A 16,158-nucleotide genomic window follows, 5' to 3' on the forward strand; every position below is an offset into this window, starting at 1 on the left:
GGCCGGGCGCGGCGCGGTCGCGGAGGCGCCCTGACCAACCACCACGAACAGATTATTGCCTTCGACCCGCGTGCTGTATGGCGCCAATTGCGTCAGGCTGACAATCAGCCGCGTGCGATCCTTGGCTTCGGCCACCGTGGCCGTGCGCGCATTGCCGCTGCCCAGATCAAGATTTCTGTTGGCCAACTGGCTGGCCACCCCCGGCAGATCCAGTGCAATACGCGCGGGCGACTCGGTCGTGTAGCCCTTGGGCTGGGGTGGCGGGCCGTCGAACGACAGCTTCACTTCGACGCGGTCACCCGGCAGCGCGGCAACATCCAGCGCTTTCAGGTTGGCCGCCATTACCATCGGTGACACCAGCGCTATCCATAGCGAAAAACCGAGGGTGGAGAAAATCCTGTTCATTGTTCGACTTCCACTATGAGTGCTCTTTCAAAGGAATGGTGCGCGGCCGCTCCAGCCAGGCGCCGGCGCCGTCGGGCACGATCTCGACGACATCGACCTGAGTGGCGCTGATGGCGACGATGCGGCCATCGTTGCGGCCCAGATAGTCGCCGACCTTCAGGCGATGCACCCCGCCCGCGCCGCGCAGCAGCGCAAACGATCCGGAGGCGTTGGCGATCGTGCCGACCATTTCGAACTGCTCGATATTGAACCCTTCAAGGTATTGCTTGACCCGGTTGGGGTCGGGTTTGACGTTGCGCGAGCCGTGCTTCTGCCCCGCCAGATCAACCCGTGCCTGCCGCGAAAACGGGCTGCGCAGATTGGCGGCGCTGTAAGTGAATGTGGGGTAAGACCGGAATGTCGGCGTTGGTTCAATCTTGCCCGCCGGGCGCAGGCGGACTTCGTTGAGGTAAGCGTCGAGGTCGCTGAAGTCATCGCCGCCACCGCAGCCGCCCAACGCCAGCGCCAGCGCCATGAGCAGAACGAGATAACGAATCGGGGTCATTTTTCCAGCCCCTTGTCGTTGTAGCGATACGTCTTGGCGAGGATGCTCATGCGCAGCTTCGGCCCGCCTTCGGGGTTGGCCGGCGCCAGTTCAAAATCGTGCAGGGTAACGATGCGTGGCAGTCCGGCGACGCCGCTGACGAACGTTGCCAGGTCGTGATAGGCGCCGGTCACGGTGATCTGGATCGGCAGCTCGATATAGAACGGCTGGGTCACTTCCGGCAGCAGTTTGATCTCTTCGAATTCCAGACCGCTGCCCAGACCGGTGCGAGTGATGTCTTCAAGCAAGCCCGGCACTTCGGTGTCGCTGGGCAGTTGCCGCAGCAGCACGCCGAAGGTGTTTTCCATTTCCTTCATCTGCTGGGTGTACAGCTCAAGATTTGCCGATAGCCGCGCCTTGCTGGCGAATTGCTCCTTGAGCGTGACTTCCTCCTCGCGCTTGAGGTCGAGCTGATTTTCCATATCGCTGATGAAAAAGTAATAGCCGAGCGCGAGGATCAACGCCATCACCAACGCACCGCACAAGGTTTTCACCGCCGGCGGCCAGGAACCCATGTTGCTGGTGTCGAGGTCGTTGAAATCGATGTTGCGCAGGCTTTCCAGCCATTCGGAGGCTTTCATTGCTCGTCCTCCAGAACCTTGGGCTGGGTCTGTCGAACGGTCAGCTGGAAGACGTTGGCCTGCTCGACCTGATCGGCACTGGTCGCCTTGACCTCATTCAGGCTCGGCGCGTCGAACCAGTCGGACGCGTCGAGATTGCGCATGAGCTCGGAAACCCGGTTGTTCGACTCCGCCGCGCCACTGATGGACAGGGTCTTGCCGGCCATTTTCACATCGGTGAAATACACACCGTCCGGCAACGTACGCGCCAGTTGATCGAATACCCGCCCACTGATCTGCCGGTTGCCCTGCAGGTCCTGGATGATGCGCATGCGCTCGACCAGTTGCTGGCGGCGCGCCTTGAGTTCGCTGATCTGCTTGATGCGTTCGTCGACCACGGCAATCTGTTTGCCGATGTAATCGTTGCGCGCCATCTGCCGCTCGATGGCCGCGCTGATGATCTGATCGGCAATCAGCACCGCACCGATCGAGCCGGCCAGCACGCCGATCAACACCAGCAGGAAGCGTTTGCGCCGTTCTTCGCGACGCTCCTCGCGCCAGGGGAGAAGATTGATCCGCGCCATCAGTCGAAACTCCTGAGCGCGAGCCCGCAGGCGATCATCAATGCGGGCGCATCACTGGCCAGCGCACCGGCGTTGACCTTGCTGCCCAGGGCCATGTCGGCAAACGGGTTGGCAACCTGAGTCGGCGTGTTCAAGCGCTGTTCGATCAGGCGATCCAGCCCGGGTACAGAGGCCGTGCCGCCGGCCAGCAGGATATGGTCGACGGCGTTGTACTGGCCAGAGGCGAAGAAGAACTGCAGCGAACGCGAAACCTGCTGCACCAGTGCCTCGCGAAATGGCTGCAGGACTTCGGTCACGTAATCGTCAGGCAGGCCGCCCTGCTTTTTCGCCAGGCCCGCCTGCTCGACAGTGAGGCCATAGCGGCGCTGGATCTCTTCGGTGAGCTGACGCCCGCCAAAGAGTTGCTCGCGGGTATAGATGATCTTGCCGTTATGCAGGACGCTTAGGGTGGTCATGGTCGCGCCGATGTCGACCACCGCCACGGTCAGGCGCTCCTGGGAAGCAGCCAGATGCGTCGCCAGCAGCCCGAACGAGCGCTCCAGCGCGTAGGCCTCGACATCCACCACCCGTGCAGTCAGGCCGGCGAGCGCCAGCGCCGCCTCGCGCACCTCGACGTTTTCCTTGCGACAGGCGGCGAGCAGCACGTTGACCCGTTCCGGGTTGCGCGGCGAGACGCCCTGGACTTCGAAGTCGATGGCGACCTCGTCCAGCGGATAGGGAATGTATTGATCGGCCTCGATCTTGAGCTGGTTTTCCAGTTCATCGTCGGACAGCCCGGCGTCCATTTCGATGACCTTGGTGATCACCGCCGAACCGGCTACCGCCACCGCCACGCTCTTGCACCCGGTGCGTGCCTTGACCAGCAACCGGCTGAGCGCCTGGCCGACACCCTCCAGTTCGGCGATGTTCTTTTCGACCACGGCGTTGGCCGGCAACGGCTCTACCGCGTAGGCCTCGACCCGGTAGCGCTCGCCCTGACGACTCAGTTCCAGCAGCTTCACCGACGTGGAGCTGATGTCGATCCCCAGTAACGCATTGGTCTTTTTATTGAAGAGTCCCAGCACTACCAATTCCCTATGACTTTCCGTGAGTTACGGACTCTGTAATACGCATTGCGTTCCTTCACCCCCGTCTTGACAGAAGCGCCAATGACGCCCCCGACGGAAAAGTGCTTATAATGCCCAGCGATTTTTTCCGCTTTTTACTGCCCGCGCGGATGGCTTTGTGTGTAACCGCAGCCCCGTGCCAAATTCATTCTTTGCCCTGGATGTCCAAAAGCCTTGATTCGTCTGCTGAAATTTTTCGGTTGGTCCATCGTCGCCGTTTTCTGCGGACTGCTCTTAGGTCTCAGCGGCGCCTTTCTTTACCTTAGTCCGGGTTTGCCGTCTGTGGAGGCGCTGAGAAGCATTCAGTTGCAGATTCCTCTGCGGGTCTACAGCAGCGACAACAAGTTGATCGCAGAATTTGGCGAAATGCGCCGCACACCGATCCGTTTCGCCGACATTCCGCCCAATTTCATTAATGCGTTACTAAGTGCTGAAGACGATAATTTTGCCAACCACTACGGTGTCGACCCGAGCAGCCTGATGCGCGCGGCGACCCAATTGGTCAAAAGCGGACACATTCAGTCCGGCGGCAGCACCATCACCATGCAGGTGGCGAAGAACTTCTTCCTCACCAGCGAACGCAGCTTCTCGCGTAAAACCACAGAAATTCTCCTGGCGCTGCAGATCGAGCGGCAGCTGACCAAGGACGAGATCCTTGAGCTGTACGTCAACAAGATCTACCTGGGCAACCGCGCCTACGGCATCGAAGCCGCGGCGCAGGTCTATTACGGCAAATCGATCCGTGACGTCAGCCTGGCGCAGATGGCGATGATCGCCGGCCTGCCGAAGGCACCGTCGCGCTTCAACCCGCTCGCCAACCCGGCGCGCAGTAAAGAACGCCGCGACTGGATCCTCGGGCGCATGTACAAGCTGGGCAAGATCAGCGAGGCCGACTACACCGCGGCGATCAACGAGCCGCTGAACGCCAGCTACCACGTTCCGACCCCGGAAGTGAACGCACCGTACATTGCTGAAATGGCCCGTGCCGAAATGGTCGGCCGTTATGGCAGCGACGCTTACACCGAAGGTTTCCGCGTCACCACCACGGTGCCGAGCAACCTGCAGGAAATGGCTAATACTGCGCTGCACGAAGGCCTGATGACCTACGACCAGCGCCACGGCTACCGTGGCCCCGAGTCGCGCTTGCCGGGCAAGACCCGCGAAGCCTGGGCCAGCGAACTGACCAAACAGCGCACCATCAGCAGCCTCGAACCGGCCATCGTCACTCAGGTCGACAAGAACGGCCTGCAGGTCCTGACCCGCACCGGTGAAGAGCACGTTGCCTGGGACACGATGAAATGGGCGCGGCCGTTCCTCAATACCAACAGCATGGGTGCCAACCCGCGTCAGCCGGCGGATGTCGCCCAGGTCGGTGATCTGATCCGCGTGCAGCGGCAGACAGACAACTCGCTGAAATTCAGTCAGATACCGCAGGCCCAGGGCGCGTTGGTGTCGCTGGATCCGCAGAACGGTGCGATCCGTTCGCTGGTGGGCGGATTTGCCTTCGAGCAGAGCAACTACAACCGTGCCCTGCAGGCCAAGCGTCAGCCGGGTTCGAGCTTCAAGCCGTTCGTTTACAGCGCCGCGCTGGATAACGGCTACACCGCAGCGAGCCTGGTCAACGATGCGCCGATCGTGTTCGTCGACGAATACCTGGACAAGGTCTGGCGCCCGAAGAACGATACCAACACCTTCCTCGGCCCGATCCGCCTGCGTGAAGCGCTGTACAAGTCGCGCAACCTGGTGTCGATCCGCTTGCTGCAGGCCATGGGCGTGGGCAAGACCATCGACTACATCACCCGCTTCGGCTTCAACAAGCAGGACCTGCCGCCGAACCTGTCGCTGGCACTCGGCACCGCGACGCTGACGCCGATGGAAATCGCCACTGGCTGGAGCACCTTTGCCAACGGCGGCTACAAGATCACCCCGTACATCATCGACAAGATCGAAAGCCGTAACGGTGACACGTTGTTCGTCGCCAACCCGCCGACCGTGCCACAGGGCGGTTCGGCGACCGATGGCATCGCCGCGCCAGCCACCGAATCGTTCACGGTCAATGCCGCACCGGTTGCCGGTGAAGCCCCGGGCAACCCGGCGGTGCCGCAAGCGCCAGCCGTGGCCGAGCGGATTGTCGATGGGCGTACCACTTACATCCTCAACAGCATGCTTCAGGATGTGATCAAACTCGGTACCGGCCGTCGCGCACTGGCCATGGGCCGCAGCGACATCGCCGGCAAGACCGGCACCACCAACGAATCGAAAGATGCCTGGTTCTCCGGCTACAACGCCGATTACGTGACCACGGTGTGGACTGGCTTCGACCAGCCGGAAAGCCTCGGCCGCCGCGAGTTTGGCGGTACTGTGGCGCTGCCGATCTGGATGAATTACATGTCCGCCGCGCTGAAAGACAAGCCGCCGCATGTCCAGCCTGAGCCGGAAGGCCTGCTCAGCCTGCGGGTGGATCCGGTCAGTGGCCGCGCCGCGACGCCGAGCACGCCGGGGGCCTACTTCGAACTGTTCAAGGCTGAAGACACGCCGCCGTCGGTGAACGAGCTGGGCAACGGCGCCGTGCCGGGCAGCCCGCTGCCGGCGGACGAGCAGGCGCCGATCGATCTGTTCTGATCCAGCACCATTGAAAAGCCCCGCATTCGAGAGAAGAGCGGGGCTTTTTATTGACTGATGTTTGGAGTTCGCGGCGTTACGAACATCCAGCCCCTCACCCCAGCCCTCTCCCGGAGGTAGAGGGAGCCGACCGAGGTGTCTGGCTTCATGCATCGACCTGCGCAACCGAGTCGATTATGGATTCAAAGCAAGACTTTCACGTCGGCGTCATTCATCAATATCCCCCATTCGGTCCCCTCTCCCTTTGGGAGAGGGCTAGGGTGAGGGCTGCTCCAGATATGGAATACAAAGCCCTTAGCCACAAAAAAGCCCCGACTCATAACGAGCCGGGGCTTTTGTTTGAAGCGCTACAACGACTTAGCCGTTGAACACGTCATCCACGCTTTTCAGCGGGTAGTTCTTCGGATACGGCAGGGTAGCAACGCCGGTCTCGATCGCGGCCTTGGCCACGGCGTCGGAGATCAGGGTGATCAGGCGCTTGTCCATTGGCTTCGGAATGATGTACTCACGGCCGAATTCCAGTTTGATGCCGCCGTAGGCGTCGCAGACTTCCTGCGGTACTGGCAGTTTGGCCAGTTCGCGCAGGGCATTGGCCGCGGCAACTTTCATTTCTTCGTTGATGCGCTTGGCGCGAACGTCCAGGGCACCACGGAAGATGAACGGGAAGCCCAGTACGTTGTTGACCTGGTTCGGGTAGTCCGAACGGCCGGTAGCCATGATCACGTCGCTACGGGTGGCGTGCGCCAGTTCCGGGGAGATTTCCGGATCCGGGTTCGAGCAGGCGAACACGATCGGGTTGGCCGCCATCGACAGCAGGCCTTCGGCGCTCAGCAGGTTCGGACCGGACAGACCGACGAACACGTCAGCGCCTGCCAGTGCGTCAGCCAGGGTGCGCTTCTCGGTAGCGTGGGCGAACACGGCTTTGTACTGGTTCAGGTCATCACGGCCGGAGTGGATCACGCCGGTACGGTCAACCATGAAGATGTTTTCGATGCGAGCGCCCATGCTCACCAGCAGTTTCATGCAGGAGATGGCGGCAGCGCCGGCGCCGAGGCAGACGATTTTCGCGTCCTGCAGGGTTTTGCCAGCGATTTCCAGGGCGTTGATCATGCCGGCAGCGGTAACGATCGCGGTGCCGTGCTGGTCATCGTGGAACACCGGAATATCGCACTGCTCGATCAGAGCACGTTCGATCTCAAAGCACTCAGGCGCCTTGATGTCTTCCAGGTTGATGCCACCGAAGGTGATCGAGATACGCTTGACGGTGTCGATGAAGGCTTGCGGGCTTTCCGAGTCGACTTCGATGTCGAACACGTCGATGCCGGCGAAGCGCTTGAACAGCACGCCTTTACCTTCCATGACAGGCTTGGAAGCCAATGGGCCGAGGTTGCCCAGGCCGAGAATCGCGGTGCCATCGGAAATGACTGCCACCAGGTTGCCCTTGCCGGTGTATTTGTAGGCCAGTTCAGGATCGCGAGCGATCTCGCGCACTGGTTCGGCTACGCCGGGGCTGTAGGCCAGCGACAGGTCGCGGGCGGTAGCAGTGGCCTTGGTGAGCTCGACACTCAGCTTCCCCGGACGAGGATTGGCGTGATATTCGAGAGCGGCAGTTTTCAGATCAGACATTTTGGCATTCCGCTTTTTTACTGTTGGACAGACTGGTCAGCGAGGATACGCGCCTCGCAAAGTCCCCACAAGACTGGGCAGTCACTGCTGTCAAGCGCCCTGCCCTACGACTTTGGGCCAAGAGCCACGGCGCACAAGGGCTGGACTGTTCACAATCAACACGGAAAATGTCTACAATTTTTTCTTCAGCGCGGCACGTGCAGCATCGAAGGATCGGTCAGTGGCAACAACCAGCGTGGCTGACCTTTTTGCGATCCACCGCGCCGGGATCGGTCTATCACCCACCCGCGCGCCTCGATTTGCTTACCCTTCAGCGCCTGCAAGCGGGCACTGTCTAAGTGGCCCACCAGATTGGGTGCAACCCGCAATACAAGCGCGTCCTGCAACTCGATCCAGATTCCGCCGCGATTGCGCTGCACCTTGCTCACCCGACCGCTGACTATGGCGAAACCGGATCGCTGAATCTGTGGCGCTTTGAGCACCGGCGATTGCCGCCAGACGCCAAGTCCAGCCTGTCGTGCGCTGCGTTCGGCGGTCTGCTGGCAGGCGAGCAGATCGACGTTGGGCGCCACGGCAACCTGAAAGCCCAAGCCATCGGCAAGCATTTGCGCTTCGAGATTGGCACCGCTGACGCTGTAGACATGCGCAAGCGTACGCCCGTAATGGTCTTTGGCCTGCTTGCCGGGTCGCAGACCGACACGGCCGCCGCTGTTATCGACCAGCGCTTGCAGGCGTTTGCGCGCCGCCACGGCGAAGGGTTCGTCGCTGCGGCCCTGCTTGCCCAGCTCCGGCGTGTTGAGGCCGATCATGCGCACGCTGCGGCCGTCGCTCAGACGCAGGGTGTCGCCATCGACCACCCGCTGCACGCTGACGCTGGTCAGCCCCGCGGGGGTCGGACAAAAGGCCTGGGCGGCGGACAGCCAAATCGCAGACACAAAAAAGGCGCCCGCAAGGGACGCCTTTTTCATCAGTCTGGAGAAGTCGGGACGACCTTCCAAAATGATCAGCCTCAGGCTTTTTTGCCGACGCCGAAAGTAGCGAAACGGTCTGCGAACTTCTGCACACGGCCGCCGGTGTCCAGAGTCTTCTGCTTACCGGTGTAGAACGGGTGGCATTCGTTGCAAACGTCGATCGCCAGGGCTTTGCCGTAGGTCGAACGAGTTTCGAACTTGTTACCGCAGCTGCAGGTAACAGCAATTTCCGGGTAGTTCGGATGGATATCGGCTTTCATGGTGTCTTCCTCAGGCTAGCGTGCCGCCACCCAACACTATTGTTGAATACCGCACGTAATTAGGCCGCGGATTCTACCAGACCTTTTCAAACACGCAAGCTGTCACCGAGACCGACCGTCTGCTAGGCTCCCGACCCAATATGCGATTCCCTTGTAGGAGTGAGCCTGCTCGCGATAGCGGTGTATCAGACGACTCAATGTTGAATGAAAGACCTATCGCGAGCAGGCTCACTCCTACAAGGTTATGTGCCAAGTCCTACCGCCTGCTGATCGAGATCCCCCCGCGTGCCCGACGCCATTCTGCGCCTTGCCCTGCCTTCGCCCCTGCGCCGCCTGTTCGATTACCGGGCGCCGGCCGGGGTGCGGCGCGAGCAATTGCAGCCGGGCATGCGCCTGCGGGTACCGTTTGGCCGGCGCGAGATGATCGGGATTCTGGTCGAAGTCACCGACACCAGTGAGGTGCCGGCAGAAAAACTCAAACCGGCACTGGCCCTCCTCGACTCGACATCGCCGCTGCCGCCAGCACTGTTCAAGCTGTGCCTGTGGACAGCGCAGTATTACCAGCACAGCCTTGGCGACACCTTGAACTGGGCCTTGCCAGTGCTGCTCCGTCAGGGCGAGCTGGCCGAGGCCCGGCAGGAACGCTTCTGGTCGGTGGCCCCCGGCGCCAGCGTCGATGACCCACGGGTCGCCCGTGCGCCACGTCAGCGCGAGGCGCTGACCACGCTGGCCCAGCATCCCCACGGCGTGGCTCATCAGTTGCTGAGCAAACTGATGCTGAGCAAGGACAGCCTCGACCTGCTGCTGGCCAAGGGTCTGGTGCAAGTCGAGATCCGCCGCCACGCCCCCGGCGCGCGCCACGAGCACTGGCTGGCGCAACCGGAGCTGCCGCTCAACAGCGAACAACGCGCGGCGTACGAAGCGATTCGCGCCGGCTTCGACAGCTACCACGCCTTTCTCCTGGCCGGGGTTACCGGCAGCGGCAAGACCGAAGTCTATCTGCAACTGATCCGCGAAACCCTCGAAGCCGGCAAACAGGCCTTGGTGCTGATCCCGGAGATCAACCTCGGCCCGCAGACCCTGGCGCGCTTCGAACAGCGCTTCAACGCGCGCATCGCCCTGTTGCACTCGGCGGTGAATGACCGCGAACGTCTCGACGCGTGGCTCGCCGCCCGCGATGGCGAGGCCGACATTATTATCGGCACCCGTTCGGCGCTGTTCACACCGATGAAAAATCCCGGGCTGATCATCATCGATGAAGAGCATGACGGCTCGTATAAACAGCAGGAAGGTCTGCGCTACCACGCCCGCGACCTGGCGCTGGTACGCGCACGGCAGGAAAACATCCCGATCGTGCTCGGTTCCGCCACGCCGTCGCTGGAGAGCCTGCACAACGCCTACACCGGTCGCTATGGTCTGTTACGTCTGAACGAACGCGCCGGCGGCGCCAAGCAACCGCGCTTCCTGCGTCTGGACGTGAAAAGCCGTCCGCTCGACAGTGGTATTTCCGGGCCGATGCAACAAGCCATCGGCCAGACCCTTGCCAACGGCCAGCAGGTGCTGGTGTTCCTCAACCGGCGCGGATTCGCGCCGACGTTGCTCTGTCACGATTGCGGGTGGATGTCGGAGTGCTCGCGCTGCGATGCGCGCATGACCGTCCATCAGCGTTATGGCGAATTGCGGTGCCACCATTGCGGCAACGTCGAGCGCACGCCGCGCCAGTGTCCAAAGTGCAGCAAGGTCGATCTGCGTCCGGTCGGCGCTGGCACCGAACGTGCCGAAGAGCGTCTGGCGATTCTGTTCCCTGATTACCCGGTTTTGCGCGTCGATCGCGACAGCACCTCGCGCAAGGACGCGATGAATCAGCTGTTCGCGACGATCCAGAAAGGCCAGCCGTGCATTCTGGTCGGCACGCAGATGTTGGCCAAAGGGCACCATTTCCCCCGGGTGACGCTGGTGTCGATTCTGGATGCCGACGGCGGCCTGTTCTCCGGCGACTTCCGCGCCAGCGAGCGCATGGCGCAACTGATCGTCCAGGTTGCCGGGCGTGCCGGGCGGGCTGAGGAACCGGGCAGGGTGATCATCCAGACGCACCTCGCCGACCATCCTTTATTGGTGCAACTGACCGAGCAGGGTTACTTCGCCTTCGCCGAGCAGGCCCTGAGCGAACGCCGCGCCGCCGGGTTGCCGCCCTTTGCCCATCTGGCGTTGTTGCGCGCCGAGGCGCACAAGCCGGGGCAGGCGGAAGGCTTTCTCGATGAAGCGTGCAGCGAGGCCGAGCGCATGCTGGCCGAATTGAATCTGAGCGGCATCGAACTGCTCGGGCCGGTGCCGGCGCCGATGGAGCGCCGGGCCGGGCGTTATCGCGCGCAGCTGTTGTTGCAGGCGACCGCGCGGGCGCCACTGCACCGATTGCTGGCCAGCTGGATGCTGGTGCTGGAGCAGATGCCGAGCGGGCGGGCGGTGCGCTGGTCGCTGGATGTTGATCCGGTGGATCTGTATTGAAGAACCGAAAGAGCAAAAGATCGCAGCCTTCGGCAGCTCAGATAAATGCCGATTCCACTGTAGGAGCCGCCGAAGGCTGCGATCTTTTGACTTTGATGTCACCACATATCCACATCCTGCCTGCTAAGGTTGGCAAGCCCGTCTTCGCAACGGATAATGCCCAGTTTTTCCACCCGCGCATCGATGCGCCCGCCGCGCTTGCGGTCGAAAGAGAAGACCATGAAAGACACCATTCGCCAGCTGATCCAGCAAGCCCTCACCCAACTCGTCAACGAAGGTGTGTTGCCTGAAGGCCTGACGCCGGCGATCCAGGTGGAGAACGCCCGCGACAAGACCCACGGCGACTTCGCCAGCAACATCGCCATGATGCTGGCCAAGCCAGCCGGCATGAAGCCGCGCGATCTGGCGGAGAAAATCATCGCCGCACTGCCCGCCGACGAGAACATCACCAAGGCCGAAATCGCCGGCCCGGGCTTCATCAATTTTTTCCAGAACACTCAGGCCCTGGCTGCGCGTCTCGACGCCGCGCTGGCCGATGCCCATGTCGGCGTACGCAAGGCCGGCCCGGCGCAGCGCACCGTGGTCGACCTGTCGGCACCGAACCTGGCCAAAGAGATGCACGTCGGCCATTTGCGCTCGACCATCATCGGTGACGGCGTGGCCCGCGTGCTGGAATTCCTCGGCGACGAAGTGATCCGCCAGAACCACGTCGGCGACTGGGGCACCCAGTTCGGCATGCTGATGGCGTACCTGCAGGAAAACCCGATCACCAGCGACGAGCTGTCGGACCTGGAAAACTTCTACCGCGCCGCCAAGCAGCGCTTCGACGAGTCCGAAGAATTCGCCGACCGCGCCCGAGGCCTGGTGGTCAAGCTGCAGGCCGGCGATGCCGAATGCCTGGCACTGTGGACCCGGTTCAAGGACATCTCGCTGTCGCACTGCCAGAAGATCTACGAACTGCTCAACGTCAAACTGACCATGGCCGACGTCATGGGCGAAAGCGCCTACAACGACGACCTGATCAATGTGGTCAACGACCTCAAGGCTGCCGGCATGCTGGTCGAGAGCAACGGCGCCCAGTGCGTGTTCCTCGACGAGTTCAAGAACGCCGATGGCGACCCGCTGCCGGTGATCATCGTCAAGGCCGACGGCGGTTACCTGTACGCCACCACTGACCTGGCGGCCGTGCGCTACCGCAGCGGCAAGCTCAAGGCTGATCGCGCGTTGTATTTTGTCGATCAGCGTCAGGCGCTGCATTTCCAGCAAGTCTTCGCCGTGGCGCGCAAGGCCGGTTTCGTCACCCATCCGATGGAAATGGAGCACATGGGTTTCGGCACCATGAACGGCGCCGATGGCCGTCCGTTCAAGACCCGTGACGGCGGCACCGTGAAGCTGATCGACCTGCTGACCGAAGCCCAGGAACGCGCTTACAGCCTGGTGAAAGAGAAGAACCCGACCCTGGCCGAAAACGAGTTGCGCAACATCGCCAAGGTGGTCGGCATCGGCGCGGTGAAATACGCCGACCTGTCCAAGCATCGCACCAGCGACTACAGCTTCAACTTCGACCTCATGCTGAATTTCGAAGGCAACACCGCACCGTACCTGCTTTACGCCTACACCCGCGTGGCCGGCGTGTTCCGCAAACTGGGCAAGGACTTCAGCGAAGTGGATGGCCAGATCGTCCTCGAGGCGGAACACGAACTTGAGCTGGCCGCGAAACTGGCGCAATTCGGCGAAGTGCTGAACAACGTCGCTGAGAAAGGCACACCGCACATCCTCTGCACCTACCTGTACGACGTCGCCGGCCTGTTCTCCAGCTTCTACGAGAACTGCCCGATCCTCGCCGCCGACACCCCGGCGCAGATGCAGAGCCGTCTGCGTCTTGCCGCACTGACCGGTCGCACCCTCAAGCAAGGCCTGGAGCTGTTGGGTCTGGAAACTCTGGAGCGTATGTAAGTTGGCCGCCAAGAAAAAACCTGCACCCAAACGCGGCGCCAGCCGCTATCAGGCTCCGGCAAAACAACCGATTCCGGGCTGGCTGTGGATGGCCATCGGCCTGACCGTCGGCGCCTTCATCGTATTCCTGATGAAACTGGAACCGGGCAAGGGCAGCGACACGGTCAAGCGCGAGAAAGTCGAACAGCAGCAGAAAGCGTCGAAGATCGCCGAGGCCAACAAGACCCCGCCGAGCCCGACGCAACCGGTGAAGCCGAAGTACGACTTCTACACCTTGCTGCCGGAATCGGAAGTGATCGTGCCGCCGGACGCGGTGCCGGAGAAAACCCTGCCGACGCCGCAAGTGCCGGCGATCCCGACCACGCCGGTGACCCCGGCCGAGGCGGCGAAGATCGACACGGCGCGCGCGCAGGCAGCTCTGGCGGGTATTACTCCGCCGCCTGCGCCGCCAGTGAGCAAGGCCGCGCCGGTCACCAAGTTCTTCCTCCAGGCCGGCTCGTTCCGCAAAGAGACCGATGCCGACAAGGTGCGCGCGCAGATCATTCTGCTCGGCCAGGCCGTGGCGGTGGAGTCCGGCACGGTCAAGGATGAAACCTGGTATCGCGTTTTGGTCGGCCCGTTCAGCAACCGCGAGCAACTGACCACGGCCCAGAAACAACTGGCCGGCGCCGGCTTCAGCAACCTGTTGTTACAACAACGCCAGAGCCGCTGATCCCACGCCGGGCGTACAGGGTCCGGCTCACTTTGTGGCGAGGGAGCTTGCTCCCGCTGGGGTGCGAAGCGCCCCCAAGCCCTGCAAATGCGGTGCATCAGACAGACCGCATCAGCTGGGTTTGCGACTGCTGCGCAGCCGAGCGGGAGCAATCTCCCTCGCCACAGAGTCTGGCACCCTCGCTCGACACCGCTCGTCCCCTCTCCCGCCCTGCGGTTGAAATCCCCTCCAGCACCCCCATATGAATGGGCATAAGGCATTTTCGCCCCGCTGCGTGGAGACTCTTCCCTTGACCACCATCGTTTCAGTCCGCCGCCACGGCAAAGTCGTCATGGGCGGCGACGGCCAGGTTTCTCTCGGCAACACCGTGATGAAAGGCAACGCCAAAAAGGTACGTCGCCTGTACCACGGCCAGGTCATCGCCGGTTTTGCCGGTGCCACCGCTGACGCCTTCACCCTGTTCGAACGTTTCGAAGGCCAGCTCGAGAAACATCAGGGCCACCTGATCCGCGCCGCCGTCGAGCTTGCCAAAGAGTGGCGCACCGACCGCTCCCTGAGCCGCCTCGAAGCGATGCTCGCGGTCGCCAACAAGGATGCCTCGCTGATCATCACCGGCAACGGTGACGTGGTCGAACCCGAAGATGGCCTGATCGCCATGGGTTCCGGCGGCGCCTACGCGCAGGCCGCAGCCAGCGCTCTGCTGAAAAAGACCGATCTGTCGGCGCGCGAGATCGTCGAAACCGCCCTTGGCATCGCCGGCGACATCTGCGTATTCACCAACCACACTCAGACCATTGAGGAGCAGGATCTCGCTGAATAAGCCTGTTGCGGCCCGTGTGCCACGGCTTGTTTCTGCTTGAGGACCGTCAATTATTATGTCCATGACTCCCCGCGAAATCGTCCACGAACTCAACCGCCATATCATCGGCCAGGACGATGCCAAGCGCGCCGTCGCGATTGCCCTGCGCAACCGCTGGCGCCGCATGCAGCTGCCTGAAGAGCTGCGCGTTGAGGTGACCCCGAAGAACATCCTGATGATCGGCCCGACCGGTGTCGGTAAAACCGAGATCGCCCGTCGCCTGGCAAAACTGGCCAATGCGCCGTTCATCAAGGTCGAAGCGACCAAATTCACCGAAGTCGGTTATGTCGGCCGTGACGTCGAGTCGATCATCCGTGATCTGGCTGACGCTGCGATCAAGATGCTCCGCGAGCAGGAAATGACCCGCGTACGCCACCGCGCCGAAGACGCTGCCGAGGATCGCATCCTCGACGCGTTGCTGCCGCCGGCACGCATGGGCTTCAGCAACGAAGAAGCGCCGAGCTCCGATTCCAATACGCGTCAGCTGTTCCGCAAGCGCCTGCGCGAAGGCCAGCTGGACGACAAGGAAATCGAGATCGAAGTGGCCGAAGTTTCCGGCATCGAAATCGCCACGCCGCCGGGCATGGAAGAGATGACCAACCAGCTGCAATCGCTGTTTGCCAACATGGGCAAGGGCAAGAAGAAGTCGCGCAAGCTCAAGGTCAAGGAAGCGCTGAAACTGGTGCGCGATGAAGAAGCCGGGCGTCTGGTCAACGAAGAAGAGCTGAAGGCCAAGGCGCTGGAAGCGGTCGAGCAGCACGGCATCGTGTTCATCGACGAAATCGACAAGGTCGCCAAGCGCGGCAATGTCGGCGGCGCCGATGTCTCCCGCGAAGGCGTACAGCGCGACCTGCTGCCGCTGATCGAAGGCTGCACCGTCAACACCAAACTGGGTATGGTCAAGACCGACCACATCCTGTTCATCGCCTCCGGCGCGTTCCACCTGAGCAAGCCGAGCGATCTGGTGCCGGAGCTACAAGGCCGTCTGCCGATTCGCGTCGAACTCAAGGCGCTGAGCCCGGAAGACTTCGAACGCATCCTCAGCGAACCGCATGCTTCGCTCACCGAACAATACTGCGCGCTGCTGAAAACCGAAGGCCTGAACATCCAGTTCCAGCCCGAGGGCATCAAGCGTCTGGCGGAGATCGCCTGGCAGGTCAACGAGAAGACCGAGAACATCGGTGCCCGTCGCCTGCACACGCTGCTTGAGCGCCTGCTTGAAGAGGTGTCGTTCAGCGCCGGCGACCTGGCCAGCGCCCACGATGACAAGGCGATCCTGATCGACGCCGACTACGTCAACAGCCACCTCGGCGAATTGGCGCAGAACGAAGATCTGTCCCGTTATATCCTGTAGGTCACTTCTCCCTGTAGGAGCTGCCGAAGGCTGCGATCTTTTGATCTTGATCCTG

At 62.0% G+C, this 16,158-nt stretch carries 15 protein-coding genes; 6 read left to right on the plus strand and 9 right to left on the minus strand.

From position 1 onward, the window contains the following. From DCO47_RS19520 to DCO47_RS19540, 5 genes are all read right to left on the minus strand, one after another. Positions 1-405 (minus strand): AMIN domain-containing protein (locus DCO47_RS19520; RefSeq protein WP_116658727.1); only part of this gene is annotated, 405 nt, incomplete at its 3' end. Positions 406-418: 13 nt separating this feature from the next. Further along, positions 419-949, minus strand: a complete 531-nt coding sequence (locus DCO47_RS19525; protein WP_116658723.1) for a pilus assembly protein PilP — start codon at positions 947-949, stop codon at positions 419-421. Beyond that, positions 946-1,569, minus strand: coding sequence for a type 4a pilus biogenesis protein PilO (gene pilO / locus DCO47_RS19530; protein ID WP_042608695.1), 624 nt, complete (start codon positions 1,567-1,569; stop codon positions 946-948). The genes DCO47_RS19525 and pilO overlap by 4 nt, the downstream gene beginning before the upstream one ends. Further along, positions 1,566-2,132, minus strand: coding sequence for a PilN domain-containing protein (locus DCO47_RS19535; protein WP_042608694.1), 567 nt, complete (start codon positions 2,130-2,132; stop codon positions 1,566-1,568). Before DCO47_RS19535 ends, pilO begins: the two co-directional genes overlap by 4 nt. Further along, positions 2,132-3,196, minus strand: coding sequence for a pilus assembly protein PilM (locus DCO47_RS19540; RefSeq protein WP_042608693.1), 1,065 nt, complete (start codon positions 3,194-3,196; stop codon positions 2,132-2,134). The genes DCO47_RS19535 and DCO47_RS19540 overlap by 1 nt, the downstream gene beginning before the upstream one ends. 219 nt (positions 3,197-3,415) lie before the next feature. On the opposite strand from DCO47_RS19540, the gene DCO47_RS19545 reads away from it, so the two are divergent. Further along, positions 3,416-5,860, plus strand: coding sequence for a penicillin-binding protein 1A (locus DCO47_RS19545; protein WP_371919887.1), 2,445 nt, complete (start codon positions 3,416-3,418; stop codon positions 5,858-5,860). Between the two features lie 357 nt (positions 5,861-6,217). Here the strand turns inward: DCO47_RS19545 and DCO47_RS19550 are convergent, their stop codons facing one another. The 3 genes from DCO47_RS19550 to rpmE form a co-directional block, all read right to left on the minus strand. Continuing rightward, the gene (locus DCO47_RS19550; RefSeq protein ID WP_064363273.1) at positions 6,218-7,486 is read right to left on the minus strand and encodes a malic enzyme-like NAD(P)-binding protein; all 1,269 of its coding nucleotides are present in this window, start codon (positions 7,484-7,486) and stop codon (positions 6,218-6,220) included. Positions 7,487-7,671: 185 nt separating this feature from the next. Next, complete coding sequence (locus DCO47_RS19555) at positions 7,672-8,454, minus strand: thermonuclease family protein (RefSeq protein ID WP_116658724.1); 783 nt, start codon at positions 8,452-8,454, stop codon at positions 7,672-7,674. Positions 8,455-8,495: 41 nt separating this feature from the next. Then, a complete protein-coding gene (gene rpmE / locus DCO47_RS19560) occupies positions 8,496-8,717 on the minus strand; it encodes a 50S ribosomal protein L31 (protein WP_041477565.1) in 222 nt (73 codons plus the stop codon). A 285-nt stretch (positions 8,718-9,002) separates the two neighbouring features. Here rpmE and DCO47_RS19565 point away from each other — a divergent pair, with 285 nt between their 5' ends. Beyond that, positions 9,003-11,222: a primosomal protein N' gene (locus tag DCO47_RS19565; protein WP_116658725.1), complete on the plus strand. Its 2,220-nt coding sequence runs from the start codon at positions 9,003-9,005 to the stop codon at positions 11,220-11,222. Between the two features lie 98 nt (positions 11,223-11,320). Here DCO47_RS19565 and DCO47_RS27355 read toward each other — a convergent pair whose 3' ends face one another. Continuing rightward, on the minus strand, positions 11,321-11,443 hold the full coding sequence (locus DCO47_RS27355; protein WP_016772057.1) for a hypothetical protein: 123 nt from the start codon (positions 11,441-11,443) through the stop codon (positions 11,321-11,323). Between DCO47_RS27355 and argS the strand changes: the two genes are divergently transcribed. The 4 genes from argS to hslU all read left to right on the plus strand — a co-directional run bounded on the left by argS (position 11,442) and on the right by hslU (position 16,103). Then, positions 11,442-13,178: an arginine--tRNA ligase gene (gene argS, locus DCO47_RS19570; protein WP_116658726.1), complete on the plus strand. Its 1,737-nt coding sequence runs from the start codon at positions 11,442-11,444 to the stop codon at positions 13,176-13,178. The two genes, DCO47_RS27355 and argS, sit on opposite strands and share 2 nt — an antisense overlap. A 1-nt stretch (position 13,179) precedes the next feature. Then, on the plus strand, positions 13,180-13,890 hold the full coding sequence (locus DCO47_RS19575) for an SPOR domain-containing protein (protein ID WP_016772059.1): 711 nt from the start codon (positions 13,180-13,182) through the stop codon (positions 13,888-13,890). A 289-nt stretch (positions 13,891-14,179) separates the two neighbouring features. Then, positions 14,180-14,710 carry an ATP-dependent protease subunit HslV gene (hslV, locus tag DCO47_RS19585; RefSeq protein WP_007968352.1) on the plus strand — a complete coding sequence of 177 codons (531 nt, stop codon included), beginning with the start codon at positions 14,180-14,182 and terminating at the stop codon, positions 14,708-14,710. 55 nt (positions 14,711-14,765) lie between these two features. Next, a complete protein-coding gene (gene hslU / locus DCO47_RS19590) occupies positions 14,766-16,103 on the plus strand; it encodes an ATP-dependent protease ATPase subunit HslU (RefSeq protein ID WP_016772060.1) in 1,338 nt (445 codons plus the stop codon). Positions 16,104-16,158 lie beyond the last annotated feature (55 nt).

The sequence above is a fragment of the Pseudomonas sp. NDM genome, assembly GCF_003105095.1.
Classification (GTDB): Bacteria; Pseudomonadota; Gammaproteobacteria; order Pseudomonadales; family Pseudomonadaceae; genus Aquipseudomonas; species Aquipseudomonas moraviensis_A.